Below are 25,202 nucleotides of genomic sequence, written 5' to 3'. Positions count from 1 at the left end.
GGCCGGTGGGCTGGTGGCCCGGGACGGCTCCGGCCCAGAGTCGCTGTACGGTGACCGCCGAGGAGGCGGTCATGAGCGAGCAGGACCTTTCGGCGTACGCATCGATGTGGACCACGGAGCGCGACCAGTGGGAACTGCATCGCTTCGACGACACCTACCTGCCGATCTCGAAGGGAGACCCGCCGATGGCATCGCTGATCTGTGATGACGAACTGGCGGACCTGGTGATCACGAGGATGCTCGCGGCGGGGGTCGCCGTGGTGGATGCCTCGGAGTGATCCCGGGCGTGCCCCATGCGTGCCCGATCGCGGGGGACGAGCGGGGAACCACGGGGATTTACGGCATCCTCGCCGCGTTCCCCCAGGTCGACGAACGTGCAGGTCAGCTGGAATCCGCGGTGTACGGGATCTTCCGAACCGGTGCTCCAGGGCCGCTGCGCCAGCACTTGACTGGGCCAAAGACTCCACCGACCAATGCAGCCTTGGGGGGTGAGGTGCGTTCCCGCTTCGAGACCGCTTAGCCTCTACCGGTCCGCCTGGCCTCGGGCGGTTCAAGGGAGGGGTGTTCATGCAGCGGCGGGGAGCGGGCAGCGGGCTGAGAGTCGCGTCATGGGTACTGGTGCCACTCGGGCTGGCCCTGATGCTGGGGGGCATCGGGTGCTTCCTCACGAATTACCAGGGGGTCACCGTCATGAGCGAGGCGATGGAGCCCACGTACCGCCATGACGAGCGGCTGGTCATCGAGCGCATAGACGCGGGCGAGATACGCCGGGGTGATGTCGTACTCGTCCATGTGCCCGATCGCTATCAGGACAGACCGGTCCTTCAGCGGGTCATCGGGATGGGCGGCGATCACGTGGTGTGCGACGGAAGTCGGATCACGGTGAACGGGAAGCCGGTCGACGAACCGTATGTGATGCGCGGCGAAGTGAACCCGGCAGCCAGACCGTACGACGTGCAGGTGCCGGACGGGCGGTTGTTCCTGCTGGGCGACCACCGGGGGAATTCGTACGACTCGCGGTTCTTCCTCGACGAGCAGTCCGGCAGCGTCGCGGCCTCCGGGGTGCTCGGGCGAGTGCAGAAGAGCTTCACTATGCCAGCGGTGTTGGTGGCGCTCGGGGTCCTCGGGATCGTGCTGACCCTGGTCGGGATCGGCCTGGGGATTGGGGGGTACGCAGCAGGGCGGCGTGCCCGGCGGCAGGTCGCGGCTGTGCCGCCGTGGCCCGTGGCCTAAGCGAGTTCGAGCATTCGTGTTGTGGCGCGTGTGGGCGCGGCGGCTCGGTGTGTCAGGGCGCGGTCGGCGGCAGCTTCCACTAGGGGGATACCGGGACTACCGGGCCATCCCGCACCTTGCGCGGCCGTTCGAAACCGTCCGCGCCCACCGTTTCGAAGACCCCCAGTCGATCAGGACTGGGGGTCTTCGGCATCCCGGTCCGGGGGTCCCCGTAGGCTTCGAGGATGTCCGGGGGGAGACGTGGCTGGCGGGTTCGCGCTTCCGAGGGAGAATCCGAGATGGAGATGAGTGTTGCTTTCTGAAGACCTCTGGGAGCGTCTTAACCAGCCTCGCTTCAAGGTCCGCGCGTACGAGGAGAGCGAGCTGCCGTGTCCGCTCGACGCGGACATAGACACCGCGATCGCGACCTTGAGCAATCAGCGGGAGTTCGAGACGCTGGCGCGGTTCACCGCGCGGAACGCCGTCGGGATGTTCGGCATGTACGCGGCGCGCATGGCGTCGCTCGCCGTGCGGCTCAAGGAGCCGGAGCCCATCGAGCGCGGGGTGCTCGCGTACTGCCTGGCTCACTACAGCTGCACCGGGAACTTCTACTGGGCCCCGCCGGGGCCCCGGCTCCTGCGCCGGGCGTGCGAGATCCTCGAACTCGATCCGGAGCGGTACTTCGGGGAGATTCCCGACATGGTTCCCGAGTACATCCGGAAGGTTCTCGGGGAGTTGGTCCGAGACCCGCAGGCCGGCGGCGATCTCGACATCGGGGAGCTGCTCTACGTCGAGGGCGAGGACGACGGCGGGTTCCGGTTTCTCAAGAAGCCGTTCACCGTCGACTGGGAGCAGTGAGCCCCCTCACGCGTCGAAGTCGTACTCCAGGACGTACGAGCCCGAGTCCAGTGTCATCTCGTTGAGTTCGACCGGCTGGCCCTGCTCCGTGAAGGCCGTCCGGCAGATCAGGATGACCGGGGTCCCGGGGGTCAGGGCCAGGCGTTCGGACTCGTCCGCCGTCGGCATGCGGCAGCGGATCTCCTCGCGGAAGTGGGTGGGCTTGCAGCCCAGTTCCGCGAGCCGCGCGTACGTGCCGCCCGGGCCCGTGTCCGGGGTCGTGATCGCCGTGCCGGCCGCGACCGTCGCCGGGAGGTACGACACCGAGAGCAGTACCGGCTTGTCGTCCAGGACGAAGCGGCGGCTGCGTACGCACAGGGGCGAGTCCACCGGTACGTCCAGCGCCTCCGCGGTCCGCGGCGTCGCTGTCGTCTCCGTGACCTCGATCTGGTCCACAAGGAGCGCGCGTTCCTCGATGTCCGCCGACCAGACCGACCGGCCGGCGCCCCAGTTGCCCTGGGCGAGCCTCGGGATGCCGCGTCTGCGGATCGGGCGGAACGAGCGGACGAAGACCCCGGCTCCCTTGCGGGCCTCGGCCAGGCCCTCGTTCCGGAGCACCGACAGCGCCTGACGGGCCGTCATTCTGGCCACGTCGTACGTCGCCATGAGGTCGTTCTCGCCCGGGAGGCGGTCGCCGGGTGCGTACGTGCCCTCCTCGATCGCGGTTCTCAACTCGTCCGCGATGCGCCGGTACTTGGGCCGACGACCGCTGCCCTGGTCAGCCATGGGGGACCCACTCCCTTCGTCGGGGGACACCCTACGGCGCGCTCCTGGGCGTCGGGGCACAGGTGTGCGCCGTCCTGTGCGGCCGATCCATCCATCGGGGGACATCTCTAGAGAAACATTGACAGAGGCGTGTCTCAGGGCTTCTCTGGGTGTATCTCTGGAGATCCGCGCAGGCGGGACGGCGCAGGCCAGGCCAGGACGGAGGGACCATGACGCATGAACCCGAAATCGGTCCCGGCCTGCCCGAGGTCGGCGACCTCGTCCGGGACACGGCCACCGGACGCGTCGGCTTCTACGTCGACAGCGTCGCCGGCCGGCTGCTCATCCGCCCCGTGCACGGCGGATGCGAATGGGAGGCCCGGCCCTCCGACGTCGAACTCGCCACCCCCCTGCGCGAATTGCGCGCCCGCGCCGCCGAGGCCAATGCGCGCAGCCGGGGCGATCTGCTCTGACCCCCGCGCCACCCGTGCCCGTGGCGCACACTGGAAGCATGTGCCGCAGCATCAAGACGCTCCGTCCGCCCGTCCTGCCCCACGAGGCCACAGAGGACGACATCCGGGCCGCCGCGCTCCAGTACGTCCGCAAGGTCTCCGGGTTCCGTGCGCCGGCCGCGCACAACCAGGAGGTGTTCGACCGGGCCGTCGACGAGATCGCCGACGCCACCCGCGCCCTCCTGGAGCACCTGGAGGTGCGCGGGCTCAAGAAGCCGGAGCCGGTGCCGGACGTCGTATGACGTACCCGGCCAGCATCCCGGCGATGAACAGCGCCAGGACGGACGCTGCCGCGCCGAACCACGTCGCGCCCAGCCACTGGCCACCGACGTAGCCGAGCCCCACGCTGTACGCGGCCCAGGCCACGCCCGCCAGGGCGGACCAGGGCAGGAAGTCCTGCACCCGGCGACGTGCCGCGCCCGCCGCCAGCGAGACCACCGAGCGCCCGGCCGGTACGAAGCGGGCCAGCACCACCAGGACCCCGCCGCCCCGCGCCAGCGCGCTGCCGAGACGTTCCTGCGCAGTGCGCAGACGGCGCGAGCGGGACAGCGCGCGGTCGATCCGCGGCCCGCCGTGCCAGGCGAGCCGGTACGCCGCGAGGTCGCCGAGCACCGAGGCCGTGGCCGCGCACAGCAACAGGGCGGGCAGGGACGGCACCGGCGCGCCGGTGGTCGCCGCGGCGGCCGTCGCGGCCGTGACCACCAGGACGCCGCTCGGCAGTACCGGCAGGAACACGTCCAGCAGGACGGACGTGGCGACCGCCGCGTAGATCCAGGGGCCGGCGGTCAGCGGCCCCAGGCTCTCGAGCACGTTCACAGGCGTAGAGCGTACGCCCGGTGATCACGCCGCGACGCGGAACGGGCCGGAACCGCTCAGCGATTCCGGCCCGCCCCACGTCAGCCACGCGTCAGGGCACGCGTCAGGGCACGCGTCACGGCATGCTTCAGACAGACGTCACGCGGCTACGCGACTGCCGCCGCCTCGCGCTCCGGCCGCTCCTCGGCCTTCGCGTCCTTCGCGTCCGCCGTCGCGCCGCGCTTCGAGAACAGCTGGTCCACGGCCATCGCGCCGGGGCCGGCGAACACGAGCAGCAGGAACGCCCAGCAGAAGATCGCCGACGACTCGCCGCCGTTCTGCAGCGGGAACAGCGCCTCCGGCTGGTGCATCTTGAAGTACGCGTACGCCATCGAGCCGGACGCGACGAACGCGGCGCTCCGGGTGCCCACGCCGAGCAGCACGAGGCCGCCCGCGACCAGCTGGATCACCGCCGCGTACCAGAACGGCCAGACGCCGGTGGGGACGGTGCCGCCGCCCATCGCGCCGCCGAGGACGCCGAACAGCGACGCGGCGCCGTGGCTGGCGAAGAGCAGGCCGATGACGATGCGGAACAGGCCGAGGGCGTACGGCTGCGCCTGATTCAGGCGGGGGGCCAGGGTGTTCATGGGGAGAGGGACTCCTTCGGTCACGGGGGACGGACACCGACGAGGCCCTCAGGTTAGGCAAGCCTGAGCTTTGCTTGCAAGTTCAACATTCCAAAATTCCACCATGTGGGCCCGACCCCCACCGGCCCGGCCCCCACCGGATCCACCCCCACCGGATGCCTACGCCAGCCTCCGCTCCTCCGTCCGCTCCAGCCGTCCCCCGCCGCCCCGCACCGCCCGCGCCTGGTCCAGCCGCAGCGTCGCCGCCCTGCCGCGCAGCGTCAGCGTCATCAACTGGTTGCCGAACCACGGCCCGCCCGTCCTGTGCCAGCCGAACGAACGCCGCGGCACCCGCCCGTGACGCGCCAGCGCCCGTCCCAGCCGTCGCCCGGCCCGGCTCCAGGCGAACCGGAACCCGAGCCGCACCACGGCCGGTATCGCGTTGTGCAGCGGCGAACAGGTCAGCTGCAGCACCCGCGCCCCGGTCCCCTCGTCGCCCACCGGCTCGGCCACGTACGCGTGATGCACGTCCCCCGACAGCACGCACACCGTCGCCGGCGCGTCCGCCCGCCCCGCCGCCTCCGTCAGCAGCCCCGACAGCCAGTCGAACGAGGCCGGGAACGCCGCCCAGTGCTCCAGGTCCGAACGGCGACGCAGGTCCTCCCCGAACCAGGCCCACCGACGCCCCCGGCCGCCCCGGCAGAGCGCCGCGCTCCACGCCTCCGCGTCGTGTATCAGGGGCGGCAGCAGCCAGGGCAGCGAGGTGGCGACGAGCAGATGGTCGTACGAGCCGGACGCGTCGAGCACCTGCTCGCGCACCCACCGGGCCTCGTCCGGGTCGAGCATCGATCGCCCGTCCTCGTCGAGGACTCGCGCCGCGCGGGTGTCGATCGTCACCAGCCGGGTCCGGCCGAAGTCGCGGCGGTTGCTCCACCGGGTCCGCGCCGGATCGGCGTCGGCCTCGGACGCGAACCGGCGCAGCGCCTCGGTGCCGTCGGGGGCCGCGCACACCTCCGCGTACAGCGGATCGGCGGCCAGTTCGGCGGGGGAGAGGTTGCCCAGGTGCTGGTAGACCCAGTACGACATCAGGCCGCTCAGGATCCGCTCGCGCCACCACGGCGTGGCCCGCATCTCGGCGAGCCAGGAGGCGCTTGTGTTCCAGTCGTCGATGACGTCGTGGTCGTCGAAGATCATGCTGCTGGGGACGGTGGAGAGCAGCCAGCGCACCTCGGGGTCGCCCCAGGACTCGTCGTACAGCCAGCTGTACTCCTCGTAGTCCGCGACCTCGGACCCCGGCGGGTCGCGCGGGTCGCGGCGGGCGGCGAGTCGGCGGCGGACGGCGGGGGAGGTCTCGTCCGCGTACACCTGGTCGCCGAGCAGCAGCAGGACATCGGGCCGCTCGGCCTCCGGATCGGCGGCCAGCGTGGTGGCCAGGGTGTCCAGGGCGTCGGGACCGCCCCGGGCGAGCCGCCCGTTCCCGGGCTTCGCCGCCCAGCGGCAGGACCCGAAGGCCACCCGCAGCGCCGATCCGTCGCCCGTCTCCGGGACGCGGATCGTGCTCGGCGGGAACGGGGAGCCGGGCAGCGGCCAGACGCCGTGGTCGTCGAGCAGCACCTCGTACGGGGTCGCGGCCCCGGGCGTCAGGCCGGTCACGGGGATCACGGCGTAGTGGTGTCCGGCGATCTGGAAGGTGCGGGCGCTGCCCTCCGCGCCGTCCGCGCACCGCACCCGCGCCGTGCAGGGGCGGTCGGCCTCGACCCAGACGGTCGCGGTGGCGCCCGCGGGCGTATCCGCCGCCCCGCCGGCCGATCCGTCGACGTACCGCAGCAGTGGTCCGAGTCTGAGTCCGGCCGCCATGGGTGCTCCCCCTCCGTCGTTCCGCCGTACGCCCTTGCGTACGAAGGTACGGACGCCGACGTTACGACGGAGGGGTGCCCCCGGTTACCGCGAGGCGTGCGTTCAGCAGCCGTTCAGCACGGACTGCAGCGCGCTCTTCTCCGCCGAGTCGACGCTCAGGCCCCAGTAGTACTTCACGTGCACCCACATGCGGGCGTACGTGCAGCGGTACGAGGTGCGCGACGGCATCCACTCGGCCGGGTCCAGGTCGCCCTTGGCCTGGTTGACGTTGTCGGTGACCGCTATGAGCTGCGGACGGGTCAGGTCGTTGGCGAAGGACTGGCGCTTGGACGTGGTCCAGGAGTTGGCGCCGGAGCGCCAGGCCTCGGAGAGCGCGACCACGTGGTCGATGTCGAGGTCGGAGGCGGCGGTCCAGGTGGCGCCGTCGTACTCGGAGAACCAACTGCCGCTGACCGCCGCGCAGCTGGAGTCCTGGACGACGTTCACGCCGTCGCGCTTGAGGACGACCTCACGGGTGTTGCAGGCGCCCGACTGGGTGATCCAGTGCGGGAACAGGTCCCGGCTGTAGCCGGTGGAGGAACCTTCCGCCTTGACCGTGAGGGCGGCCAGGTAGGTACGGGCCGTGGCAGCGCTGACCGGGGTGGGCGGGGCGGCCTGGGCGGCCGGGGCGGTGGCCAGAAGGCCGGTGACGGTGAGGGCGGCGGTGGCGGTGAGCACGGAGATGCGGCGCGCGACTTGACGCGCGTAGACACCGGACATGCGAACTCCCTAGTCGTGGGGGGACCTTGGCCATGCCGCCCGGGTGGGGCGGCGCGGCCATCGTGGCGGCGCAAGGTTGCTGTGTGGGGTGCGCCAGGTAACAGGGTGACGACATGGGCACGTCACATCAAGGGGTGCGGTGCGGTGACGCACCGCCAAAATGCCTGTGCGGCCTTAGGGTTGGCTGGTGCTTCTGCCCGTCAATGTCACGTTCGGCGCCGTTCTCGCCGTGCTGCTCGCCGCCGGGGCCGCGGTCGTCGCCCTCGCGCACCTCGGGCGGGCCCGCGACACCGTCGTCGCCGGGGTGCGCGCCGCCGTCCAGCTCGTCGCCGTCTCCCTCGTGATCGGCGCGGTCGTCCACACGCTGCCGCTGCTGCTCGGCTTCCTGCTGGTCATGTACGCGGTGGCGGTACGCACCGCAGGACGCCGGATCACCTCCGACGCGAGCTGGCGCTGGGCCGCCCTGCCGATCGCGGCCGGCGTCGTCCCCGTGGTCGCCGCGCTCCTGCTCACCGGGCTCGTCCCGCTCCGCGGCATCGCGCTGATCCCGGTCACCGGCATCCTCATCGGCGGGGCGCTCACCGCGACGGTGCTGGCCGGGCGGCGCGCCCTCGCCGAGCTGGAGACCCGGCACGGCGAGGTGGAGGCGGGGCTCGCGATCGGGCTTCCGGAGCGGGAGGCCCGCCTGGAGGTGGCGCGCGGGGCGGCGGCGGACGCGCTGCTTCCGGGCATGGACCAGACCAGGACCGTGGGCCTGGTCACACTGCCCGGGGCCTTCGTGGGCATGCTGCTCGGCGGCGCGTCGCCGCTGCACGCGGGCGCGGTGCAGCTGTTCGTGCTGGTCGCGCTGATGGCGGTGCAGGCGGTCGCGGTCGCCGTCGCCCTGGAGCTGGTCGCGCGCGGTCGGCTCACCCGACCGGGGCGCGGGGGCTGACGGGAGCCGACGGAGCCTGCGGGACCTTCGGCCCTCGGAGGCGCGGCGGGGCGTCGCGTATCCTGGCGGAGCAGAAGGGGAGTAGCTCTTCGCCGGAACGTCGACATACTGCTGGGCTCGTCCCAGCCGGCGCCCGGAGGCGGCCTCGTCAGAGGCCCGCCAGCGAGACCTTCGGCCGCGATGTCCATGTCTGTTCCATGGCGTCGCCGAGCCGAAGCGACCCCTGAAACGGATCTCTCGGTGCGGCTGCGCCCTACCGATTGAGGAATCTCCCCGTGCTCAGCTTCACGATCATGGCGATCACCTTCGGTGTCGTCTTCCTCGCCGAGCTGCCCGACAAGACCGCCCTCGCCGGGCTGATGCTGGGCACCCGCTACAAGGCCTCGTACGTCTTCGCGGGTGTCGCCGCCGCCTTCGCCGTCCACGTCGCCCTCGCGATCGCGGCGGGCAGCGTGCTGACCCTGCTGCCGCACCGCCTGGTGCAGGCCATGGTCGGCGTGCTGTTCCTCGCGGGCGCGGCGATGCTGCTCCTGAAGAAGGGCGACGACGAGGACGAGACGATCAAGGCCCCGGCCGACCAGTCCTTCTGGAAGGTCTCCGGCGCGGGCTTCATGCTCATCCTGGTCGCCGAGTTCGGTGATCTGACGCAGATCATGACCGCCAACCTCGCCGCCCGCTACGACAACCCCGTCTCCGTCGGCATCGGCGCGGTGCTGGCGCTGTGGGCGGTCGCGGGCCTCGGCATCGTGGGCGGCAGGACGCTGATGAAGTACGTGCCGCTGCGGCTGATCACCAAGATCGCGGCCTGCCTGATGATCGCGCTCGCGGGCTTCAGCCTGTTCGAGGCGATCGCCCCCTGAGCGGTCCGACCGCAGCGGGTACGAGAACGGGCGCCCCTCGGGGTCGCCCGTTCGTCGTGGCGTACCAGTGCGGGAAGCCGTGGCGTACCGGTGCGGGAAGCCGTCGCCTACCGGTGCGGGAAGTCGTGGCGTACCAGTGCAGGAAGTCGTGGCGTACCGGTGCGGGAAGCCGTCAGTCGGTGACGTGGAGCGTGATCGTGCCGTCGGCGGCCGACTCCACGCGGAGCCGGGTCAGGTCCGCCACGTGCACGTCCGGGCCGAAGGCCGCCGCGCGGGGGCCGACGCCCACCACACGCATCCCGGCCGCGCGGCCCGCCTCTATGCCGGCCTCGGAGTCCTCGAAGACCACGCAGTCGGCCGGGTCGACGCCCAGCTCGGCGGCGCCCTTCAGAAAGCCCTCGGGGTCGGGCTTGCTCGCGCCGACGCGCTCCGCGGTCACCCGTACCGCCGGCATCGGCAGCCCGGCCGCGCCCATCCGCGCCTGGGCGAGGGGCTCGTCGGCGGAGGTGACCAGGGCGTGCGGCAGAGAGGCGAGGGCGGCCATGAACGCGGGAGCGCCGGGTACGGGCACGACGCCGTCGAGGTCCGCGGTCTCCTCGGCGAGCATCACGCGGTTCTCGGCCAGGTTCTGCTCCATGGGGCGGTCCGGCAGCAGGACGGCCATGGTGGCGTAGCCCTGGCGACCGTGCACGATCTTCAGGGCCTCTTCCGGGTCGAGCCCGTGCCGGATCGCCCAGCGGCGCCAGCAGCGCTCCACCACGGCGTCCGAGTTGACGAGGGTCCCGTCCATGTCGAGGAGGAGGGCGCGGGCGGTCAGCATGGTGCGGGTCTCCAGGGAGCCGGGTGCGGTGCCGGGCACGACGAGACAAGGCGGTCCCGCTCGCCGGTCAGGGAGTGCGAGCGGGGCCACTTTGTTTCTTCACGATACAAAACGAAACCCGATCAGCGCCACCCGCCCCCCTCCAGCCCCGCTCAGCCCTCCGTCACCGCCTCCAGCGCCTCGCGCGTTGCGGGGCCGTACACGCCCCACGGGTCCTCGTCGATGTCCATGTACGACTGGAACTCCGCGACGCCTTCCTCGACCCGGTCGTTGTACTCGCCGTTCTCCGGGCCCTTGTACGCCCAGATCTCCTTCAGGCGACGCTGCAGCTCCAGAACCTCCGGCCCGGAGTCGCCGAAACGCAGGGTCGGGCCGCCGTCCTCCGGATCGGTGGAGGGCGGCTGCGAGGTCGAGCGGGTGGGTGCGGGGGAGCTCGCGGAGGGGCGCGGCCGTGCGGCCGGCGGGCGGGTCGCCTTGCGGGACGGGGAGGCGGACGGCGACGCCGACCGGCTCTCGGACGCGGAGGGCGAGGCCGACTCCGTGGCGGACTCCGACGCGGACGGCGAGGGGGCCTCGGACACCATGCTCGCCGACGACGGGGCCGCCGTGGGGTTCGGGATGGCCCGGTCGACCTGGTCGTCGCCGCTGAAGACCCCCACGGCGAAGGCCGCGGTACCGGCCACGGCCAGGGCGGCGACCAGCGCGACCGCCAGCCCCCGGCCCCGCCCGTGCCGCTCCGGCTCCGGCGGCGCGTCGAACGCGGCCCGGTCGAGCAGCAGCGGCATCGTCATCTCGGCCGCGCCCGGCTCCGGCTCGGGGAGCGGCTGCGCCGGGTACGTCGCCGTGGCCGGATCCCGCCCCTCGGGAAGCCCCGGAGTCCCGGGAAGCCCCGAAGCCTCGGGAAACTCGGAAACCTCGGGGACCTGAGGAAACTCGGGGACCTCGGAAGGCCCGGGAACTTCGGCAGGCCCGGAAACCTCCGGAGCCCGCTCCGGCGGCAGCGGCACCCCCGGGGCCCCCGCCGCCTTCGGCATGTCCAAGTTCACGTACGGGCGTATCCGCAGCGGATCGAAGTCCTCCGCGGCCGCCAGTTCCGCGGCCGCCTCGGCCGCGCGCTCGGCGCGGGCCGCGCAGGCGCAGGCCGGTCCCGGTATTCCCTCCGGACTCGGCGGCGTACCGCATTCAGGACAGACGTATCCGGCCATGGTGTTCCCTCCCCTTGAACTGCCAGTGATTATGCAGCCCGCGGATGTCGGGCCGGGCCGGGATCCCCGCTCGACCCCGCTCGACAGGCCATAACGGGACGGAATGCCCAGGATGGAGCTGAGCCGGACCCTGCTGCCGGCCCGGGAGGAGACGCCCATGGCCCAGGAACAGCGGACTCCCGCCGTCGGCGACGGCGCACCCGTGGAGGGCGGGAGCCGTCGCGGGGTGCTGATCCCGATCGGCGCGCTGTTGCTCGGCATGCTGCTTGCCGCGCTCGACCAGACCATCGTCTCCACCGCGCTGCCGACCATCGTCAGCGAACTCGGCGGCCTGGAGCACCTGTCCTGGGTGGTCACCGCCTACATGCTGGCGTCGACCGCCGGCACGCCGTTGTGGGGCAAGCTCGGCGACCAGTTCGGCCGCAAGAAGCTCTTCCAGGGCGCCATCGTCATCTTCCTCATCGGCTCGGCCCTGTGCGGCGTCGCCCAGGACATGGCCCAGCTGATCGCCTTCCGCGCCGTCCAGGGCCTCGGCGGCGGCGGACTGATGGTGCTGTCGATGGCGATCGTCGGCGACCTCGTCTCGCCCCGCGAACGCGGCAAGTACCAGGGCCTGTTCGGCGCGGTGTTCGGCGCCACCAGCGTCCTCGGGCCGCTGCTCGGCGGCCTGTTCACCGAACACCTCTCGTGGCGCTGGGTCTTCTACATCAACCTGCCCATCGGCGTGGTCGCCCTCTTCGTCATCGCCGCCGCCCTGCACATCCCGGCCCGCGGCACCCGGCACACCATCGACTACCTCGGCACCTTCCTCATCGCCTCGGTCGCCACCTGCCTCGTCCTGGTCGCCTCGCTCGGCGGCACCACCTGGGCCTGGGGCTCGGAGCAGATCATCGGCCTCGCGCTCCTGGGGGCCGGCCTGCTGGTCTGGTTCGTACGCGTCGAGCAGCGCGCCGCCGAACCCGTCCTGCCGCTGAAGCTCTTCCGGATCCGGACGTTCGCCCTGGTCACGGTCATCAGCTTCATCGTCGGCTTCGCGATGTTCGGCGCGATGACCTATCTGCCGACCTTCCTCCAGGTCGTCCAGGGCGTCAGCCCGACCATGTCCGGCGTGCACATGCTGCCGATGGTGCTCGGCATGCTGCTGACCTCCACCGCCTCCGGCCAGATCGTCTCCCGCACCGGCCGCTGGAAGGTCTTCCCGATCGCCGGGACCGCGGTCACCGCCCTCGGGCTGCTGCTGCTCAACGAGCTGAAGGAGACCAGTTCCACGTGGATGATGAGCGTCACGTTCTTCGTCTTCGGCGCCGGGCTCGGCCTGGTCATGCAGGTCCTCGTGCTCGTCGTGCAGAACGCCGTCTCGTACCAGGACCTCGGCGTGGCCACCTCCGGGGCGACCTTCTTCCGCTCCATCGGCGCGTCCTTCGGGGTCGCGATCTTCGGCACCGTCTTCACCAACCGGCTCGGCGCCAAGCTGGACGACGTCCTCACCGGAAGCGAGCTGCCCCCGGGGGTGAGCGCCGACAAGATCGCCGGCGACCCGCGCGCCATCGCCGAACTCCCGCCCGACCTGCGGCCCGGGGTGCTGCACGCCTACTCCACGTCCATCACCGACGTGTTCCTGTACGCCGCGCCCGTCGTCCTCGTCGCCTTCGCCGTCTCCTGGTTCCTCAAGGAGGACCGGCTGCGCGGCTCTGTCACCGCCCCGGACGCCAGCGAGACCCTCGCCTCCAACCCGGTCGAGCGGTCCTCGTACGACGAGTGCGCCCGCGCGCTGTCCGTGCTCGGCTCCCGCGAGGGCCGCAAGGCCGTCTACGTGAAGATCACCGCCAAGGCGGGGCTCGACCTGCTGCCCGCCGCGAGCTGGCTGCTGCTGCGGATCAGACGGCACGGCACGGTCGAGCCCGCCCTGCTCGCCGACATCACGCCCGTTCCGCTGCGGATCATCACCGAGGCCGCCCGGCAGGTCGAGGTGCGCCGACTTGCCCGCCGGGAGGGCCTCCAGCTGATCCTCACCGACGAGGGCGTCGAGGCCGCGACGCTCCTCGCGAAGGCCCGCGAGGAGTGCCTGGCCGAGCTGCTCGGCGACTGGTGGGGCCCGGAGCGACCCACCGACCTGGTCAAGCTGGTGGAGGAGCTGACGGCGGAGATGAGCGGCTCGGACGCGGAGCGGCCGCACGCCCCCGAGCCGCCCCGCGACCACCACGCCTAGGAGGCCCGGTCAGAGCTTCTTGCCGTACCAGATGTCCATGTACGGCCCTTCGCAGTACGCCGGGATCTCCGCGTACCCGTGCCGCGTGTAGAGCGTGCGCGCCTCTATGAGGTCCAGCCGCGTGTTCAGGACCATCCGGCGCGCGCCCAGCTCGCGGGCCGCGTCCTCCAGGCCGCGCAGCAGCAGCCCCGAACCGCCCGAGCCGCGGAACGGCGGCCGGACGAAGACCCGGGTCAGCTCGGCGCGTTCCTCGTCGAGCAGCAGCACCCCGCCGCACGCGGCCGGCTTGCCCTCGTACCGGCCGACGAGGAACTGCCCTGTCGGCGCGGCCAGCTGCTCCACGCCGTCGTTCGTCAGGCCCTCGTCGATCTCGGCCGCGGTCGCGGGCCGCTGCCAGTACCGGCTCGCGACCTCGTCGTAGTAGTCCCGGCGCAGCGCGCTCGCGTCCGCGGTGTCGTACGCCTCGGGGCGCAGCGCCCAGCCGCCGGGCCCGGTCACTTGGGCGACGCCTGCTGGACGACCTCGAACGACCACAGGGTCGAGCCGGTCGCCGCGGGCTTCGGCCGCTCGGCCCCGCCCTCGCCGCCGGCCGTGCCCTGGTGGGCGGCCTTCATGGAACCGCTCATCCAGTTCTGGAAGTCCTCCTCGCTGCGCCAGCGGGTGTACACCAGATACTGGTCGGTGCCCTCCACCGGGCGCAGGGTGTTCATATGTACCTTACGAAGCATGAGCGAAGATGACTTGGTCTCTCGCGCGCAGTGGGGGAACTTAGACGGGCAGAACTGGGCTGTGCTCGTCCGTCTGTCCACAGACGAGGGCGACGATGAGCCCACCACCGAACCGGCCGAAGGCGAGCGGCGACGCGGTCCCATGACAGGCCGTGACATCAAGAGTACCAAGGAGCAGGAGCGGGACGGCCGGGAGTACATCGGCCGGCATGGTGGCGCGTGCGTGCACATCTACTACGAGCCGGACACGTCCGCATGGCGCAAGAAGCGTGTTCGCCTACCCGACGGACGCATCGCTTATCGCGTCGTTCGCCCTGTCTTCGAAGGCGCGTTGGAAGACCTCAAGGTTGGTCGAGCGCCCAACGGGCAGCGCCTTGATGGGCTGATCGTCTACGACATCGACCGCCTGACCCGCGACAACCGCCACCTTGAGGACGCCATCGATGTGGTGGAGCGTCACCGACGGCCCATCATCGACATCAACGGCAGCCTTGATCTGCTCACGGAGAACGGTCGTGCCACTGCCCGCGTGGTCGTGGCGATGAGCAACAAGCAATCGGCCGACACCGCCAGGCGCGTACGCCGCAAGCACAGGGCGTTGGAACGCGAAGGGATACCGACAGGCGGAGCCCGGCCTTTCGGCTGGCTCGACGACAAGCGGACCCTGCACCCTGTCGAGTCGAAGCTCCTGCGAGAGGCGGCACTGGGGATTCTCGGTGGCGCTCCGGTACGCGCCTACCCGGTCCGATGGAACGAGGCCGGAGTGACGACCCCACGCGGAAGCGCCTGGACTCCGACCAAGCTCAAGACCGTGTTGCGTAATCCGCGCATCTGCGGAATCCGTTCCCGCAAGGCGCGCGCCATCAACCCCGACACGGGGAGCGAGAGCGAACGCTGGGAGATCGTCTACGGGGACGATGGGCAGCCGGTCCGTGGGCAATGGGAACGGATCATCTCCGTCGAGCAGTGGGAAGCACTACTCGAAGTCATCGGCGAGAACATGCAGCCCGGCAACGGGCACAACTCCCGCAAGTACCTGTTGACCGGCACCCTCCGTTGCGACAAGGACGAGTGCGGCGCCGCCCATCGCGCGATCAAGGCTCCGAAGAGCGCCAAGAAGCCCGAGGGGTTCTTCTACTACGCGTGCCCCGACAAGGGGCAAGGTGGGTGTGGCGGCGGAACGAAGATCCCCGGTCCAGACGCGGACAAGGCGGTGACGGAGCTCGTGATCGCCAAGTACGAGGAAGAAGCGGCAGCCCGTCAGGCGGAGGCTGCGCCGAAGGAATGGGACGGCGAGGAGACGCTCACACGCATCCGCGAGGACATCGAGGAGGCCAGGGAAGCCCGCAGGCAACGCCTGCTCACCAGAGAGCGCTACTTCGCCATGCTTCAGGAACTCACGGCTCAGGAACGGCGACTGACGCGGGACCGCAACCGGTGGATCAAGCAGCAGTCTGCTACGCAGGGAAAGCCGGCCGATCTGCGCGCGGAGTGGGACGGGCTCACCTTGCCGGAACAGCGGGCGTACATCGAGCAAACACTCACAGCGGTCCTGGTCAGTCCGGCGGTTGGGCGACGCAGGCCAGTCCAGACGCGGCTGACCCCGCTCTTCCGGACCGAAGATGTCACTTAGACCGTGTCCTATGTGGTGAGGCGGATGCGCAGTCCGCGGCTGTCCTCGGCATCGCGAACTACAGGCAGGATCTTGAGCTGGCTTGAGCACCCATGAAGGGGCGGCCATGATGGCCGCCCCAGTGCAGCGGCTACTGCTGACGCTTACTCACGTGCGACGCGGCGGTCATGCCAGCGCCGTAGGTGAAGGCAAGGACAGCACCGCCAGAAGCTACGGCGATGAGGGGGGTCTGGCCAAGAGCAACGGAGCCGATCCCCGCAACCAGCCCAGTGATGACAGATACCAGGGCGACGACGACAACGTGATACACGCGGTGGTCGCAGGTAGAAGTGGTGGAAGACAAGTAGGGCCCTCCCGTACTCCGTCGGAGCGCCGTCTCCGGAATCAGGGCAGGATGGAGCCTGCGCTGGTTTCACGTCACAGCGTCGCCGCCCAGCGGGCGTCGCGACAGGCGAGCGCCGGCCAGGCGCGCCTATCGCTCCTCGACCGGAGCGCTGTAGCGGTTGGCCATCATCACCGATGCACCATGCCGTTCAAGGCTCTCGTCAACCACGTCCATCGTAGCCAACACCACTGACATCCGGGCGAGTCGGAGTGCCTTCCTGGGAGCCCAAGTGCTGTCCGCGGCGACCCTCGCTTACCTGAGTCAGGCCAGACGGTCACGCACGATGTCCCCCAGCAGGAACTTGAGCCCTCCAGCACGGCGAAGACGACGGCCTGGCGGGTTGGACAGGTAGTCGTTCATGCGGCCCCAGTCCCTACGATCAAGGGGAAGGAGTTCGTACCAGGCAACACCCCGAGTGTTGCACCCGATGCACAACAGGCCTCGGACGCATCCTCCACAGATGGACCATGCGGCGTCTGACGGAGCACAGCACTGGTGATCATGATCAATGTGCCAGTACGAGGAGCTTGCGTCCCCCCTCTCCGGTTCCTCGCCGCACAAGGCGCAAACGCCACCCTGAAACTCCAGAATGGCCCTCACGTCGCCTGCTGTCAGGTTGTATCGGCGGCCTTGTCGGGCCATCTGACTACAGCTGAGGCAGTGCCCCGAACGTCGGCCCTCTCCCCTGTGCTTGACAGTGGTGCCACACCCCTCGCAGTCCCGCAAGGTGTCGCGCGTCAAAGGGACTCCGTATGAACCTCGCATCCCCCGACGGTAGCGGGAAGGACTGACATCGCTCTGGTCATGGGAGTGCAGCCCCTCTCCCGGGGAAGTTCCATCCGCCTCACGTGCGGCGGGTCGTGACGTTCATGCGCAGCGTGACGTTCATCCGCCGCCACTTCCGCTCCGACCAACGGGGAGCCTTGCGGGCGTGGGCTCGTGCCCATGCGCGAAGCTCTTCATCCGGCCCGTTCACCGGGGGCCACGCCTGACGACGCGCGTCTCTTCGAGGGCGATTTCGCGATTGAGCGCGAGGTCGGCGGCGACTCCGGCGGCTATGAGCGCCCCGCCGGGGGTGTGTCCGGAGCCGACGTAGCGCCAATGGGCATCGGCGACGGTGTCCGGACCGGACGCTTCTCCGTGACCCCGGTGTTCGGCGCGGTCAGCGCGCAGAGCTGCGTACGTCGTCGAGTAAGCCCGCGACTTGGTCAGGATGTGGCCGCGGTAGCCCAGTGTGTGGGCCCACGCCCGTAGGCGCAGTGGTGCGTACTCGGGCAGTCCGCCGAGACGCCAGCAGGTCCGCATGAGGGTGCGCACGTGGTCCGTCAGCGGTGTCGAGTCGATGTCCTGCCAGGCGGTGAGCCGGTGGTCTGTTCCGGCGCCTGTCTCGCTTGCGCCCTTGGTGACGTACTTGGCGACGTACGCGGCTACGGCTTCGTCGTCAGGGCCGTGGCCATCGGCGCGCAGGGGACGGGCATCGACCTGGGAGCCCCAGCGGAGGGTGAGCTCGCCGACGGCGGGACTGTAGGTGGTGCGGACCACGACGCGGTGCGCGGACGCTCGTACGGCGTCGTTCAGCCGATCAACGGTGCCCCAAGCCGGGGGTTCGTCGTCCGGTCCGGCCGGGCCGTCGAGGCGTACGACCGCGTGGACGTGGACGGCGGCGCGCTTCTGGTACTCGGCGACCCGGGCGAAGGACAGCCGCGCGTGATCTGGGAAGCGGGATTGAGGCAGGCTGGCCGACGAGGCGAGGTGACGGCGGACGCCGATGACGAAGCGGTCCCACAGCTTTCCCGCGTGCGCGTGCCAGAGGACATGTGCCGGGTAGTCGTAGCAGTCGGCGCAGAGGGGTTGACCGACGAGGCGGTCAGCGGGTGCATGGACCGTGCCGCAGCCGACGGGGCGACCGTGTTCACAGGCACCGCCGTCGCGGCGGGGCCGGCAGCGGTCCCCGGTCCGGTGCACGGGGCCGAAGGACGGGGCCGTCAGAGTGACAAAGAGGCGCGGCCGTTCGCAGACCGCCGCTGGGACTGTCTTGCCTCCCAGGAGGCCCGCGCGGACGAGATGGAAGGTGTCTCCCGCATGGAGGCGGGAGCAGGGGGCGCAGACGGTCGCGCGGCGGTTGCGGCAGCGGACGGAGAGTCGTTCGCCGGGCTCCCGACGGGTGTCGTAGTGGTGCAGGATCTCGCCCGTGAGCGCGTCTCGCGTGGTCGTCGAGCCGGAGAGGTGGACGGGGTGGGCGCATCCGCCGGTCGCGGTGATCTGCCCCAGCCATCGGGCGAACTGAGGATCTTGGGCGAGTCGTATGGCGTCGCGGTCTGCTTCGGAGAGCTGACGCAGGCGCGCCGCGCGATTTAGGGCGGCGCGCCTGTCAGCCGAGGTGAACTCGGGTGTGATGGTGGTGACCTTCCAGGGTGGGCCGCCGAGGCGGCACGGTGGGTGGTTGGTGGCGCGTTGTCGGTCATGGGTCGGGCTCCTTGCGTGTGTGGTGGTCGGTCGTGCCGGTCTCAGGTCAGCGGATGGTTCCGGTGCCCCGGCAGACGCGGCAGCGGTGCCGGCGTCCGGTCCAGGTCCTTCGTGCCCCTTCGCCCTTGCACTGAGGGCACCTCACGCGACTCATGGGCATGTCTGTCCCTCCTGCTCAGGTGTGGGAGAAGCCGCTGATGACCCAGGTCACGAGCCCGTGGACGGTGAAGAGCACGGGCGTCTGGCCGAGGTAGACCCCGAAGAGGCCGACGCAGACCGCCTCCCAGGCGCGTACGTCGCGGGAGCGGACGAGGAGGACGGTGATGATCCCGAAGATCACCGAGAACGTGAACGCCACACCTTCGCTGATCACTTGTCGTCTCCTTTCAGCCCCGCGAGTGCGCGGTCGATGGCGGGCAGTTCCGGGGTCATAGCGGAGTGCTTCCGGGCCGTGGCCATGGCCTCTTCGGTCGTTGTCAGGTGCGATCGGGCACGGCTCCAACCGCCGTCCGGGCCGGTGCAGACGGCCACGCCCTGCTCCTCAGCGTTGATCGACTGGGCGACTGCCGCAGCGTCCTTGTTGAGGTCGCCGAGGGTCATTTCCGCCGTACCGGCGTCGTTGACCCGGTGGCAGACACGGCCGCCGAGTTGGGCCCGCAGAGCGGTGACACCGGGCCCGAGATCCGAGCCGACGCGCTGCCCCGCGACGACCAGGTGCAGGCCGAGTGCGGCGCCGAGCTGGGCCAGGCGGAGGAGGAGCGTGGAGCACTGCTCCGCCTCTGCCTTGCTCTCACGCCTGCCGTCGGAGAGATACAGCTCCGCGAGTTCGTCGACGATCACGACGACCGGCACAGGCCGCAGCTTGTCGGGGAGCTCCCAGATCGAGCGCACGCCCGCGGTCCGGCAAGTGCTCATGCGCTCCTGCATGTCGACCACGAGCGCGGTGAGCACCGCGACTGCTTCGCGCCGGCACGTCGTGAGCGCGCTCAGCCGGTCGGCGAACAGGCCGAGTTCCATCCCGCCCTTGCAGTCGATGCCGACCAGGGCGACCGGCTGCGGCGCGAGCTGAGTGATCAGCCGGGCCAGCAAGGTGGACTTGCCCGAGCGTGTGGCCCCTGCGATGAGCCAGTGCGGCACCATCCGCAGATCCATCACCCATGCCCCGCCGCTCTCCAGCGCGCCGATGAGCGCGGATAACAACGCGGTGGGAGCGGTCGCCAAGCCGGGGCGTTCCAGTGGATCACTGGCCGTCGCGGTCAGGAGCACAAGGCCGCGTTCCGGCGAGGTGACCCGTACGGCGTGAACCTTCCACGCATGCACGAGTGCGTCGGCCGCCTTCATGTAGGTCGCCGGGGTCTGGCCGGCGTGCAGCCGCACGATCACGGTCAGGCCCATGCGGGTAGCGCGCGGGAAGGAGATGCGCGGAGCCACCGGCCGCAGGGGATCGCCCTTGACCACCACGTCCCCGAGCAGCCCGCGCGGCGGGCGGCTGGACACCGCAAGGTCGTTGAGCATCGCGACTTTGCGCCAGGTGAACAGCACACGGCACGCGGTGACCGGGTAGCCGGTGACGTACCAGTGCCAGGCCGGGCGGTGCCGCCGCAGCAGGTCGGCGACGACGAATATCCAAGCGACCACGGCGAGCGCGAAGGCGAGCAGGATCGCACCCATCACGCACCGCCGCCCTTGACCTGAGCCGCGGCACCGGGCACCGGGGTCACCGCGTCGGCCCGGAAGCTGATTCCGTGCCGGTCACCCATCGACCAGGCGAACGCCACCAGGCCCGTGACCTTGACGATCTGACCTTCCTCGATGCCCTTCGGCTCACCGGCCACGGCGATCTCGATCACGGAGATGCGCCGCCGGTCCTGCCGCACCGTGACGGCCACGGTGTAGATCGTGTTGCCGTCGCGGTCCTTCTTCACCTCCTGTGTCTCGGAGTTGCTGATCTTCGCTTCGGGCGCGATGGCGCACCGCAGTACGCCCAGTCGCGCCGTGTCCACGGGAATGGACTGCATTGGTTCGGCCTCCTTGGCCAGTCCGGACGCCACGCTCAATGTGACGTCACTTGTTATGACGAGTGACAACTATGTGGTGCTGTACGGCGAGGGGTCAACTACTTATGCTGACGAGTGACGTCGCGTGTGCGACGTGGCTACGACTTCGACCCGAAGGTGCCGAGATGACGGAGATCCAGCGCCCCGGAGCGCTGTACCAGCAGGTTGCCGCCGCGATCCGGGAGGCGATCCTCTCGGGCGAGTACGCGCCCGGTGCCCCGCTCCCTTCGGAAGCCCAGCTCATGGAGCGCTACAAGGTCTCCCGCCCCACCGTTCGGAACGCAGTTTCCGCACTGCGCGCAGAGGGACTGATCGACGTCCGCCACGGCAAGGGCAGTTTCGTACGGGCCGACGGCCGCCCCGTCGTCAGCCTCGCCGGCTACGTGGGCCGCACGTCCGGCGGGAACTTCGTGCTCCACGGCGTGGCCAAGTGGCAACAGGCCGAGGAGCCGAGCACGTACCGCACACACGCCACCGAGGCCACAGCTCACCTCCTGGAGCTCCGCGCCGAGGAAGCGCTCTTCGGCTGTGACCGGCTGTTGATCGACCCCGCCACCGGGACGCGGGCGATGCACCGCATGCTGATCCCGTTCGCCACGGCCGAGGCCGTACCGGAGCTCGCCGAAGCGCCGGACGCCGACCCCGCGACCGCGTACGAGCTGCTGACGAAGGCCGGCCACAAGCTGTGGTGGTCCGAGACGGTCCGGGCCCGCATGCCACTCCCCGACGAGCGAACCGCACTGCGGCTGCCCGACGCCACCCCCGTCCTGCACCAATCCCGCGTCACCTGCGGCACCGACGACCAAGCCCTCATGCTCGAAGAGCTCCGCATCGGCGCGGACCGCGCCGAACTCAACTACCGGATCACCGCCGAGAAGCAGCCCACGCGACGCGCCCGCGCATGAGAGCCGTAGACCGGTCGAAACTTTCTCCACTTCCTCAAGGGCGCGCCTGCGGCGCGCCGGGACGCCCGGCCGCCCCGGCCGGGCGTGCGGCGTGGCCGCCGGTCCCGGCCGGTTGCCGGACGCCCCGCACCGCAGCACGTGCGAGGAGTTGAGGCGACGACCGGCCGTCGCGGGCCGAGGCGTTGCGGGCTGGGGGTCGCCGGCCTCCGAGACTTTAGGCAGCCACCATGGGGCGAGCCTCGAAGAACAGGGGGCCAATCGGGCACAACAGCGGGCAGGGCAGGTGCCTGCCCGATTCGCCGGGCCAGCGTAAGGCCCCCTGTTCACTCGCCCCATGGCAGCTCCAGCCCAAAGTCTCTCCAGCCGACGACGTGCCCACGTGCGGCACTCACCGGGGATACGGCCACTCACGACGCACCGCCGTCGCCGCCCGCCACAGCCTCCAGCAACCCCGCGAGCCGACCCACTGCGTCCAGCCGACCCACGACCCGCACGACCCCTCGCCCGCCGTCATCCGAAGACGCAACGGCCCGCACGTCCGATAACTCGAACCCGGCACCGAGCAGCGCCCGGTTCAACCGATCCGCAGCCTCCCGCGCATCGCGCCAGCCCGCCACGTAGTCGACGCCCGACACCCAGAGACCGGAGCCTGCGCCCACAACGCCGAGGCCATCGAACGGCCACTCCTCACCCACGCCAGTCAACCTGCTCACCCCTGCCCCGACCGAATGACGGATCATCAACTTCTTTTGGTCCAGGGCAGAAACGCAGCACAGCGGCCCCGGTACCATCAGGCACCGGGGACCGCTGCGTCCCCTCCCGGACCACCCCGGTTGCTGCCAGGCGCGGGGGTGGTCCGGTCTTATTTGCGGTTGTCCTACGCGGGCCGGTTTCTACGTGATGAACATCAGCCCGACTCCTCTGCCATGGAGGCCCGCGAGAAGCTGCTGCTCAGGTTCCGGAATTCTGTGTGTCCCGTCCGCCCTGCGTGCTTGAGGCTCCAGATCTCGGGCGCCTCTGTCCCATCCGAAGGATCGGACGCCTCCCAGCACGTCACACACTCCGCCTCATAGACCGGCCCGCCCCGAGAGGTGTCCGGGCTCAACGTCCACTCCGCGTAGCGCCAAACCGCCCGCGCCGTCATCGCCGCTCCTCTCGCCCCGAACCGCGGCCCCCACGCTCCACGTTCACTACGTCTGTCGCATTCACCCGCCGGGCGGGGCCAGTCTTGAAGACCAGCACGACCGACGGACCCCCTGAGCCGCGGCGGTCCGAACGCGCTGCCTTGACCTCCCGCCGCCGGCCCCGGTCGCTCACCACATCTCCACGCTGAAGCCTCAACGCCATCAGTCGCGCCATCACATCCACCGCCCCTCGTCGTCGAGGTCGAAGCGACAGACGACGCTCTTGCCGCCGCTCTCCCCAGGTGTCCACCAAACGCCGTCCGCCAGGGTGCGCACGATGTGCAGCCCCCGCCCGTGATCGGGTAACAGCGCTTCCGGCAGGTCCTCGGCCAAGTCCGGCCCGAAGCCGTCACCGAGCGGCAGCGTGGGCGGGTCGGAGTCTTCGTCGGCCACCTCCACGAACAGCCACCGCGGCCAGGAACGCAGAGTGAGCGTGATCAACGGGAGGTGGCCAGGCTCCATCCGACGGCGGCCGGTGATCGCATGCAGCACCACGTTGCCGACCAGCTCCGAGACGCACAGGCGCACGTCGTCGGCCAGGCGATCGATGCCCCAGCTCTTCACGGTCCCAACCGCCATGCGCCGAGCGGCGCGCGGAGTGTCCTCCGCATCCACAAGGAGTGTGAGCGCACGGAAGCGGCCCGCTGCTGCTACCCCAGCGCGCCCGACGGTTCCCACCTCTGCTGTCGGCAGTAAGCCACGTACGACCTTTCCGGTTTCCATGACACGATCGACCGTCCTCGGTCACGTCTGCCGGGGCTTTCCCGGCAGGGGCACCGAGGATGCACGCCCTGCGCCAGGTGTCGCTCCCCCCTCTTGGGGACCCCCCTCGTGGGTACACTCGCGAGACGGACACCGAAGAGAAGTCAGGTCAAATCATCACGGGGAAGTGAGATGACCGAAGTTGCTCCGACGCCGGCGGCACTCCCGCCGCACGTCCTCGAACGCGCCGACGTGCGCTCGGCGATCGCCAACCACGACTTCGGCGAGGTCTTCCGACTCGCCAGGCTCCACGGCAAGATCAGCTACGCCAAGATCGCCGAGGCCGTCGGCTACAAGCGCGAGCACATCGGCAAGATGGCCAGGGACGAAACCGAGGGCAAGGGCGTCCGTCCCCGGATCACCCAGTACCGCAAGATCCTTGAAGTGGTGGACGGGCTGCGCATCCCCGGCCACCTCGCCGGCCTAGCCCCACGTCCATGGGAGCTGGACCGGCAAGCAGAATCGTCCCGGCCGGAGGACCCGAGCACGTTGCTCGCACAGGGCGGCGCGGGGCTATGGGACATCGCCGAACTTTTACGGCAGACGGAGATGTCCAGCATCAACAGCGCAGCCCTGGAGTCCATCGAGCAGGGCATCGACCAGTTGGCCCGCGCCTACCCGTACGCCAACGCCGACTACCTGCACGAGCGCACTAGGAACGGCTTGCAGTACGTCGTGAAGCAACTCGAAGGCCGGACGACGTTGCGCCAACATCGCGAGCTTCTGGTCGACGCCGGATGGCTGTTCCTGCTGAACGCATGCGTCCAGTACGACCGGGGCCAACGAGAGGCCGCCAACCTGAGCAAGGCCGCCGCACTCCGCATCGGCGACGAGGCCGGCCACGGCGAGATCAAGGCATGGGCGTGGGAGATCGAGGCGTGGTTCGCCCTCACTCAGAGTCGATGGCAAAACATGCTCGACGCTGTCGAAGCCGGTCACGTCGCCGACCAGACACACTCCGTCGGTGTGCAGCTCTACGCGCACAAGGCCCGCGCCGCCGCCCGGATGGGAGACGCCCGGTTGGTCCGCGACTCCCTGGACGCCGGACGCGCGAGGCTGGACCGCCTTCCCCGCCCGGAGCACCCCGAACACCACTTCATCATCGACCCGGACAAGTGGGACTTCTACGAGATGGATGCCTACCGTCTCCTCGGAGACGACGAGCGCGCCGCCAACCACGCCCGGTCCGTGATCCGAATCAGCACCGGCCCCGACGGCACCGAGATCTCCCCCATGCGCGCCGCAGAAGCCCGCCTCACCCTGGGAGTGACCGCCGCCCGCACGGGCGACATAGACGAGGCCATCGGCATGGCCAACAAGGCACTCGACGCCGACCGGAAGTCACTCCCGTCCCTCCTCCTGGTCGCCAACGAGCTGGACAAGGAACTCCGCTCCCGCTACCCCCGCGAAACCGCGACACGGGACTTCCACGAACGCATCTTGACCATCACACGCGGCGCGAGCATCCCAGAGCTTCCGTTCTGATCACCGGCACGCACGGCTCGGTCCGGCTCTCATCGTGAATGGGCTCACGTCGCAGCCCTGCGCCGTCGATAGTTACTCCAGGGGAAGGCCCTTCGGCTGGTGACACATTCACCGAACTGCCTTCCGTGCTGCCCCGTTACACGGGATTCACGGGATCCTTGGCGGTCTAGGGCCGCCAAGGATGGCGCAGCCCTCGATTTCAAGCC

26 protein-coding genes and 2 pseudogenes are annotated in these 25,202 nt (G+C 70.3%); 11 read left to right on the top strand and 17 right to left on the bottom strand.

The window, feature by feature from the left end; all coding sequences use genetic code 11:
- From VIU94_RS12540 to VIU94_RS12530, 3 genes are all read left to right on the top strand, one after another.
- Positions 1-278, top strand: a 278-nt coding sequence (locus tag VIU94_RS12540) for a hypothetical protein (protein WP_331910710.1), incomplete at its 5' end; no start/stop codon positions are given.
- A gap of 289 nt (positions 279-567) precedes the next feature.
- The gene (gene lepB / locus VIU94_RS12535) at positions 568-1,233 is read left to right on the top strand and encodes a signal peptidase I (protein ID WP_331910726.1); all 666 of its coding nucleotides are present in this window, start codon (positions 568-570) and stop codon (positions 1,231-1,233) included.
- A 291-nt stretch (positions 1,234-1,524) separates the two neighbouring features.
- Positions 1,525-2,070 (top strand): hypothetical protein, encoded by a 546-nt coding sequence (locus VIU94_RS12530; protein ID WP_331910708.1) that lies wholly within the window; start codon positions 1,525-1,527, stop codon positions 2,068-2,070.
- A 6-nt stretch (positions 2,071-2,076) separates the two neighbouring features.
- On the opposite strand, the gene VIU94_RS12525 is transcribed toward VIU94_RS12530, so the two are convergent.
- Positions 2,077-2,835: a GntR family transcriptional regulator gene (locus tag VIU94_RS12525; RefSeq protein ID WP_331910706.1), complete on the bottom strand. Its 759-nt coding sequence runs from the start codon at positions 2,833-2,835 to the stop codon at positions 2,077-2,079.
- 209 nt (positions 2,836-3,044) lie between these two features.
- Between VIU94_RS12525 and VIU94_RS12520 the strand changes: the two genes are divergently transcribed.
- Both VIU94_RS12520 and VIU94_RS12515 read left to right on the top strand, forming a co-directional pair.
- A complete protein-coding gene (locus tag VIU94_RS12520) occupies positions 3,045-3,287 on the top strand; it encodes a hypothetical protein (RefSeq protein ID WP_331910704.1) in 243 nt (80 codons plus the stop codon).
- A 38-nt stretch (positions 3,288-3,325) separates the two neighbouring features.
- Complete coding sequence (locus VIU94_RS12515) at positions 3,326-3,568, top strand: DUF2277 domain-containing protein (RefSeq protein WP_331910702.1); 243 nt, start codon at positions 3,326-3,328, stop codon at positions 3,566-3,568.
- Here the strand turns inward: VIU94_RS12515 and VIU94_RS12510 are convergent.
- The 4 genes from VIU94_RS12510 to VIU94_RS12495 form a co-directional block, all read right to left on the bottom strand.
- Positions 3,534-4,136 (bottom strand): DedA family protein, encoded by a 603-nt coding sequence (locus VIU94_RS12510; RefSeq protein WP_331910724.1) that lies wholly within the window; start codon positions 4,134-4,136, stop codon positions 3,534-3,536. The genes VIU94_RS12515 and VIU94_RS12510 overlap by 35 nt on opposite strands.
- A gap of 152 nt (positions 4,137-4,288) precedes the next feature.
- Positions 4,289-4,768: a DoxX family protein gene (locus tag VIU94_RS12505; protein WP_414720936.1), complete on the bottom strand. Its 480-nt coding sequence runs from the start codon at positions 4,766-4,768 to the stop codon at positions 4,289-4,291.
- 159 nt (positions 4,769-4,927) lie between these two features.
- Positions 4,928-6,604 carry an alkaline phosphatase D family protein gene (locus VIU94_RS12500; RefSeq protein ID WP_331910700.1) on the bottom strand — a complete coding sequence of 559 codons (1,677 nt, stop codon included), beginning with the start codon at positions 6,602-6,604 and terminating at the stop codon, positions 4,928-4,930.
- Between the two features lie 102 nt (positions 6,605-6,706).
- Entirely contained in the window at positions 6,707-7,363 is a 657-nt protein-coding gene (locus tag VIU94_RS12495; RefSeq protein WP_331910698.1) for an HNH endonuclease family protein, read from the bottom strand.
- 187 nt (positions 7,364-7,550) lie between these two features.
- Between VIU94_RS12495 and VIU94_RS12490 the strand changes: the two genes are divergently transcribed.
- Positions 7,551-8,297 (top strand): ABC transporter permease, encoded by a 747-nt coding sequence (locus VIU94_RS12490; protein ID WP_331910696.1) that lies wholly within the window; start codon positions 7,551-7,553, stop codon positions 8,295-8,297.
- A gap of 275 nt (positions 8,298-8,572) precedes the next feature.
- Positions 8,573-9,157: a TMEM165/GDT1 family protein gene (locus VIU94_RS12485; protein ID WP_331910694.1), complete on the top strand. Its 585-nt coding sequence runs from the start codon at positions 8,573-8,575 to the stop codon at positions 9,155-9,157.
- Between the two features lie 172 nt (positions 9,158-9,329).
- Here the strand turns inward: VIU94_RS12485 and VIU94_RS12480 are convergent, their stop codons facing one another.
- Entirely contained in the window at positions 9,330-9,977 is a 648-nt protein-coding gene (locus VIU94_RS12480; RefSeq protein WP_331910720.1) for an HAD family hydrolase, read from the bottom strand.
- Positions 9,978-10,129: 152 nt separating this feature from the next.
- A complete protein-coding gene (locus VIU94_RS12475; RefSeq protein WP_331910692.1) occupies positions 10,130-11,182 on the bottom strand; it encodes a peptidoglycan-binding domain-containing protein in 1,053 nt (350 codons plus the stop codon).
- 157 nt (positions 11,183-11,339) lie between these two features.
- On the opposite strand from VIU94_RS12475, the gene VIU94_RS12470 reads away from it, so the two are divergent.
- Positions 11,340-13,391 carry an MDR family MFS transporter gene (locus VIU94_RS12470; protein ID WP_331910690.1) on the top strand — a complete coding sequence of 684 codons (2,052 nt, stop codon included), beginning with the start codon at positions 11,340-11,342 and terminating at the stop codon, positions 13,389-13,391.
- A 9-nt stretch (positions 13,392-13,400) separates the two neighbouring features.
- On the opposite strand, the gene VIU94_RS12465 is transcribed toward VIU94_RS12470, so the two are convergent.
- Together VIU94_RS12465 and VIU94_RS12460 are read right to left on the bottom strand one after the other, a co-directional pair.
- Positions 13,401-13,889 carry a GNAT family N-acetyltransferase gene (locus VIU94_RS12465; RefSeq protein WP_331910688.1) on the bottom strand — a complete coding sequence of 163 codons (489 nt, stop codon included), beginning with the start codon at positions 13,887-13,889 and terminating at the stop codon, positions 13,401-13,403.
- A pseudogene (locus tag VIU94_RS12460) lies at positions 13,886-14,092 on the bottom strand (antibiotic biosynthesis monooxygenase family protein); the annotation flags it as partial. The pseudogene VIU94_RS12460 and the gene VIU94_RS12465, both read right to left, overlap by 4 nt.
- A gap of 25 nt (positions 14,093-14,117) precedes the next feature.
- Here VIU94_RS12460 and VIU94_RS12455 point away from each other — a divergent pair.
- Positions 14,118-15,752, top strand: coding sequence for a recombinase family protein (locus VIU94_RS12455; protein ID WP_331910686.1), 1,635 nt, complete (start codon positions 14,118-14,120; stop codon positions 15,750-15,752).
- A gap of 763 nt (positions 15,753-16,515) precedes the next feature.
- Here the strand turns inward: VIU94_RS12455 and VIU94_RS44700 are convergent.
- The 5 genes and pseudogenes from VIU94_RS44700 to VIU94_RS12435 form a co-directional block, all read right to left on the bottom strand.
- A pseudogene (locus VIU94_RS44700) lies at positions 16,516-16,779 on the bottom strand (endonuclease domain-containing protein); the annotation flags it as partial.
- Between the two features lie 330 nt (positions 16,780-17,109).
- Positions 17,110-18,477, bottom strand: a complete 1,368-nt coding sequence (locus VIU94_RS12450; protein ID WP_414720937.1) for a replication initiator — start codon at positions 18,475-18,477, stop codon at positions 17,110-17,112.
- 301 nt (positions 18,478-18,778) lie between these two features.
- Positions 18,779-18,976 (bottom strand): hypothetical protein, encoded by a 198-nt coding sequence (locus VIU94_RS12445; RefSeq protein ID WP_331910684.1) that lies wholly within the window; start codon positions 18,974-18,976, stop codon positions 18,779-18,781.
- Positions 18,973-20,274: an FtsK/SpoIIIE domain-containing protein gene (locus tag VIU94_RS12440; RefSeq protein WP_331910716.1), complete on the bottom strand. Its 1,302-nt coding sequence runs from the start codon at positions 20,272-20,274 to the stop codon at positions 18,973-18,975. The genes VIU94_RS12445 and VIU94_RS12440 overlap by 4 nt, the downstream gene beginning before the upstream one ends.
- Positions 20,274-20,621 carry an SCO3933 family regulatory protein gene (locus tag VIU94_RS12435; protein ID WP_331910682.1) on the bottom strand — a complete coding sequence of 116 codons (348 nt, stop codon included), beginning with the start codon at positions 20,619-20,621 and terminating at the stop codon, positions 20,274-20,276. Before VIU94_RS12435 ends, VIU94_RS12440 begins: the two co-directional genes overlap by 1 nt.
- Positions 20,622-20,785: 164 nt before the next feature.
- On the opposite strand from VIU94_RS12435, the gene VIU94_RS12430 reads away from it, so the two are divergent.
- Entirely contained in the window at positions 20,786-21,565 is a 780-nt protein-coding gene (locus VIU94_RS12430) for a GntR family transcriptional regulator (protein WP_331910680.1), read from the top strand.
- A gap of 407 nt (positions 21,566-21,972) precedes the next feature.
- Here the strand turns inward: VIU94_RS12430 and VIU94_RS12425 are convergent, their stop codons facing one another.
- From VIU94_RS12425 to VIU94_RS12420, 3 genes are all read right to left on the bottom strand, one after another.
- Positions 21,973-22,269 carry a hypothetical protein gene (locus VIU94_RS12425; protein WP_331910714.1) on the bottom strand — a complete coding sequence of 99 codons (297 nt, stop codon included), beginning with the start codon at positions 22,267-22,269 and terminating at the stop codon, positions 21,973-21,975.
- Between the two features lie 203 nt (positions 22,270-22,472).
- The gene (locus tag VIU94_RS44930; protein WP_524540628.1) at positions 22,473-22,709 is read right to left on the bottom strand and encodes a DUF7848 domain-containing protein; all 237 of its coding nucleotides are present in this window, start codon (positions 22,707-22,709) and stop codon (positions 22,473-22,475) included.
- A gap of 214 nt (positions 22,710-22,923) precedes the next feature.
- Positions 22,924-23,472: an ATP-binding protein gene (locus tag VIU94_RS12420; RefSeq protein WP_331910678.1), complete on the bottom strand. Its 549-nt coding sequence runs from the start codon at positions 23,470-23,472 to the stop codon at positions 22,924-22,926.
- A gap of 171 nt (positions 23,473-23,643) precedes the next feature.
- Between VIU94_RS12420 and VIU94_RS12415 the strand changes: the two genes are divergently transcribed.
- Positions 23,644-24,996, top strand: coding sequence for an NsdA family TPR-like regulatory protein (locus VIU94_RS12415; RefSeq protein ID WP_331910676.1), 1,353 nt, complete (start codon positions 23,644-23,646; stop codon positions 24,994-24,996).
- The last annotated feature ends 206 nt before the right edge of the window (positions 24,997-25,202 follow it).

This window comes from Streptomyces sp. (assembly GCF_036566765.1).
In the GTDB taxonomy this organism is placed as follows: Bacteria; Actinomycetota; Actinomycetes; order Streptomycetales; family Streptomycetaceae; genus Streptomyces.
The sequence above is the reverse complement of the archived record's forward strand: the minus strand, read 5'-3'. Positions and strand labels throughout refer to the sequence as shown.

What these genes read in the sequence shown, in the direction of transcription:
- lepB (WP_331910726.1), top strand. Translation starts at nt 568, where the DNA reads ATGCAGCGGCGGGGAGCGGGCAGCGGGCTGAGAGTCGCGTCATGGGTA.
- VIU94_RS12525 (WP_331910706.1), bottom strand. Translation starts at nt 2,835, where the DNA reads ATGGCTGACCAGGGCAGCGGTCGTCGGCCCAAGTACCGGCGCATCGCG.
- VIU94_RS12520 (WP_331910704.1), top strand. Translation starts at nt 3,045, where the DNA reads ATGACGCATGAACCCGAAATCGGTCCCGGCCTGCCCGAGGTCGGCGAC.
- VIU94_RS12515 (WP_331910702.1), top strand. Translation starts at nt 3,326, where the DNA reads ATGTGCCGCAGCATCAAGACGCTCCGTCCGCCCGTCCTGCCCCACGAG.
- VIU94_RS12505 (WP_414720936.1), bottom strand. Translation starts at nt 4,768, where the DNA reads ATGAACACCCTGGCCCCCCGCCTGAATCAGGCGCAGCCGTACGCCCTC.
- VIU94_RS12500 (WP_331910700.1), bottom strand. Translation starts at nt 6,604, where the DNA reads ATGGCGGCCGGACTCAGACTCGGACCACTGCTGCGGTACGTCGACGGA.
- VIU94_RS12495 (WP_331910698.1), bottom strand. Translation starts at nt 7,363, where the DNA reads ATGTCCGGTGTCTACGCGCGTCAAGTCGCGCGCCGCATCTCCGTGCTC.
- VIU94_RS12480 (WP_331910720.1), bottom strand. Translation starts at nt 9,977, where the DNA reads ATGCTGACCGCCCGCGCCCTCCTCCTCGACATGGACGGGACCCTCGTC.
- VIU94_RS12475 (WP_331910692.1), bottom strand. Translation starts at nt 11,182, where the DNA reads ATGGCCGGATACGTCTGTCCTGAATGCGGTACGCCGCCGAGTCCGGAG.
- VIU94_RS12470 (WP_331910690.1), top strand. Translation starts at nt 11,340, where the DNA reads ATGGCCCAGGAACAGCGGACTCCCGCCGTCGGCGACGGCGCACCCGTG.
- VIU94_RS12455 (WP_331910686.1), top strand. Translation starts at nt 14,118, where the DNA reads ATGAGCGAAGATGACTTGGTCTCTCGCGCGCAGTGGGGGAACTTAGAC.
- VIU94_RS12440 (WP_331910716.1), bottom strand. Translation starts at nt 20,274, where the DNA reads ATGGGTGCGATCCTGCTCGCCTTCGCGCTCGCCGTGGTCGCTTGGATA.
- VIU94_RS12435 (WP_331910682.1), bottom strand. Translation starts at nt 20,621, where the DNA reads ATGCAGTCCATTCCCGTGGACACGGCGCGACTGGGCGTACTGCGGTGC.
- VIU94_RS12430 (WP_331910680.1), top strand. Translation starts at nt 20,786, where the DNA reads ATGACGGAGATCCAGCGCCCCGGAGCGCTGTACCAGCAGGTTGCCGCC.
- VIU94_RS44930 (WP_524540628.1), bottom strand. Translation starts at nt 22,709, where the DNA reads ATGACGGCGCGGGCGGTTTGGCGCTACGCGGAGTGGACGTTGAGCCCG.
- VIU94_RS12420 (WP_331910678.1), bottom strand. Translation starts at nt 23,472, where the DNA reads ATGGAAACCGGAAAGGTCGTACGTGGCTTACTGCCGACAGCAGAGGTG.
- VIU94_RS12415 (WP_331910676.1), top strand. Translation starts at nt 23,644, where the DNA reads ATGACCGAAGTTGCTCCGACGCCGGCGGCACTCCCGCCGCACGTCCTC.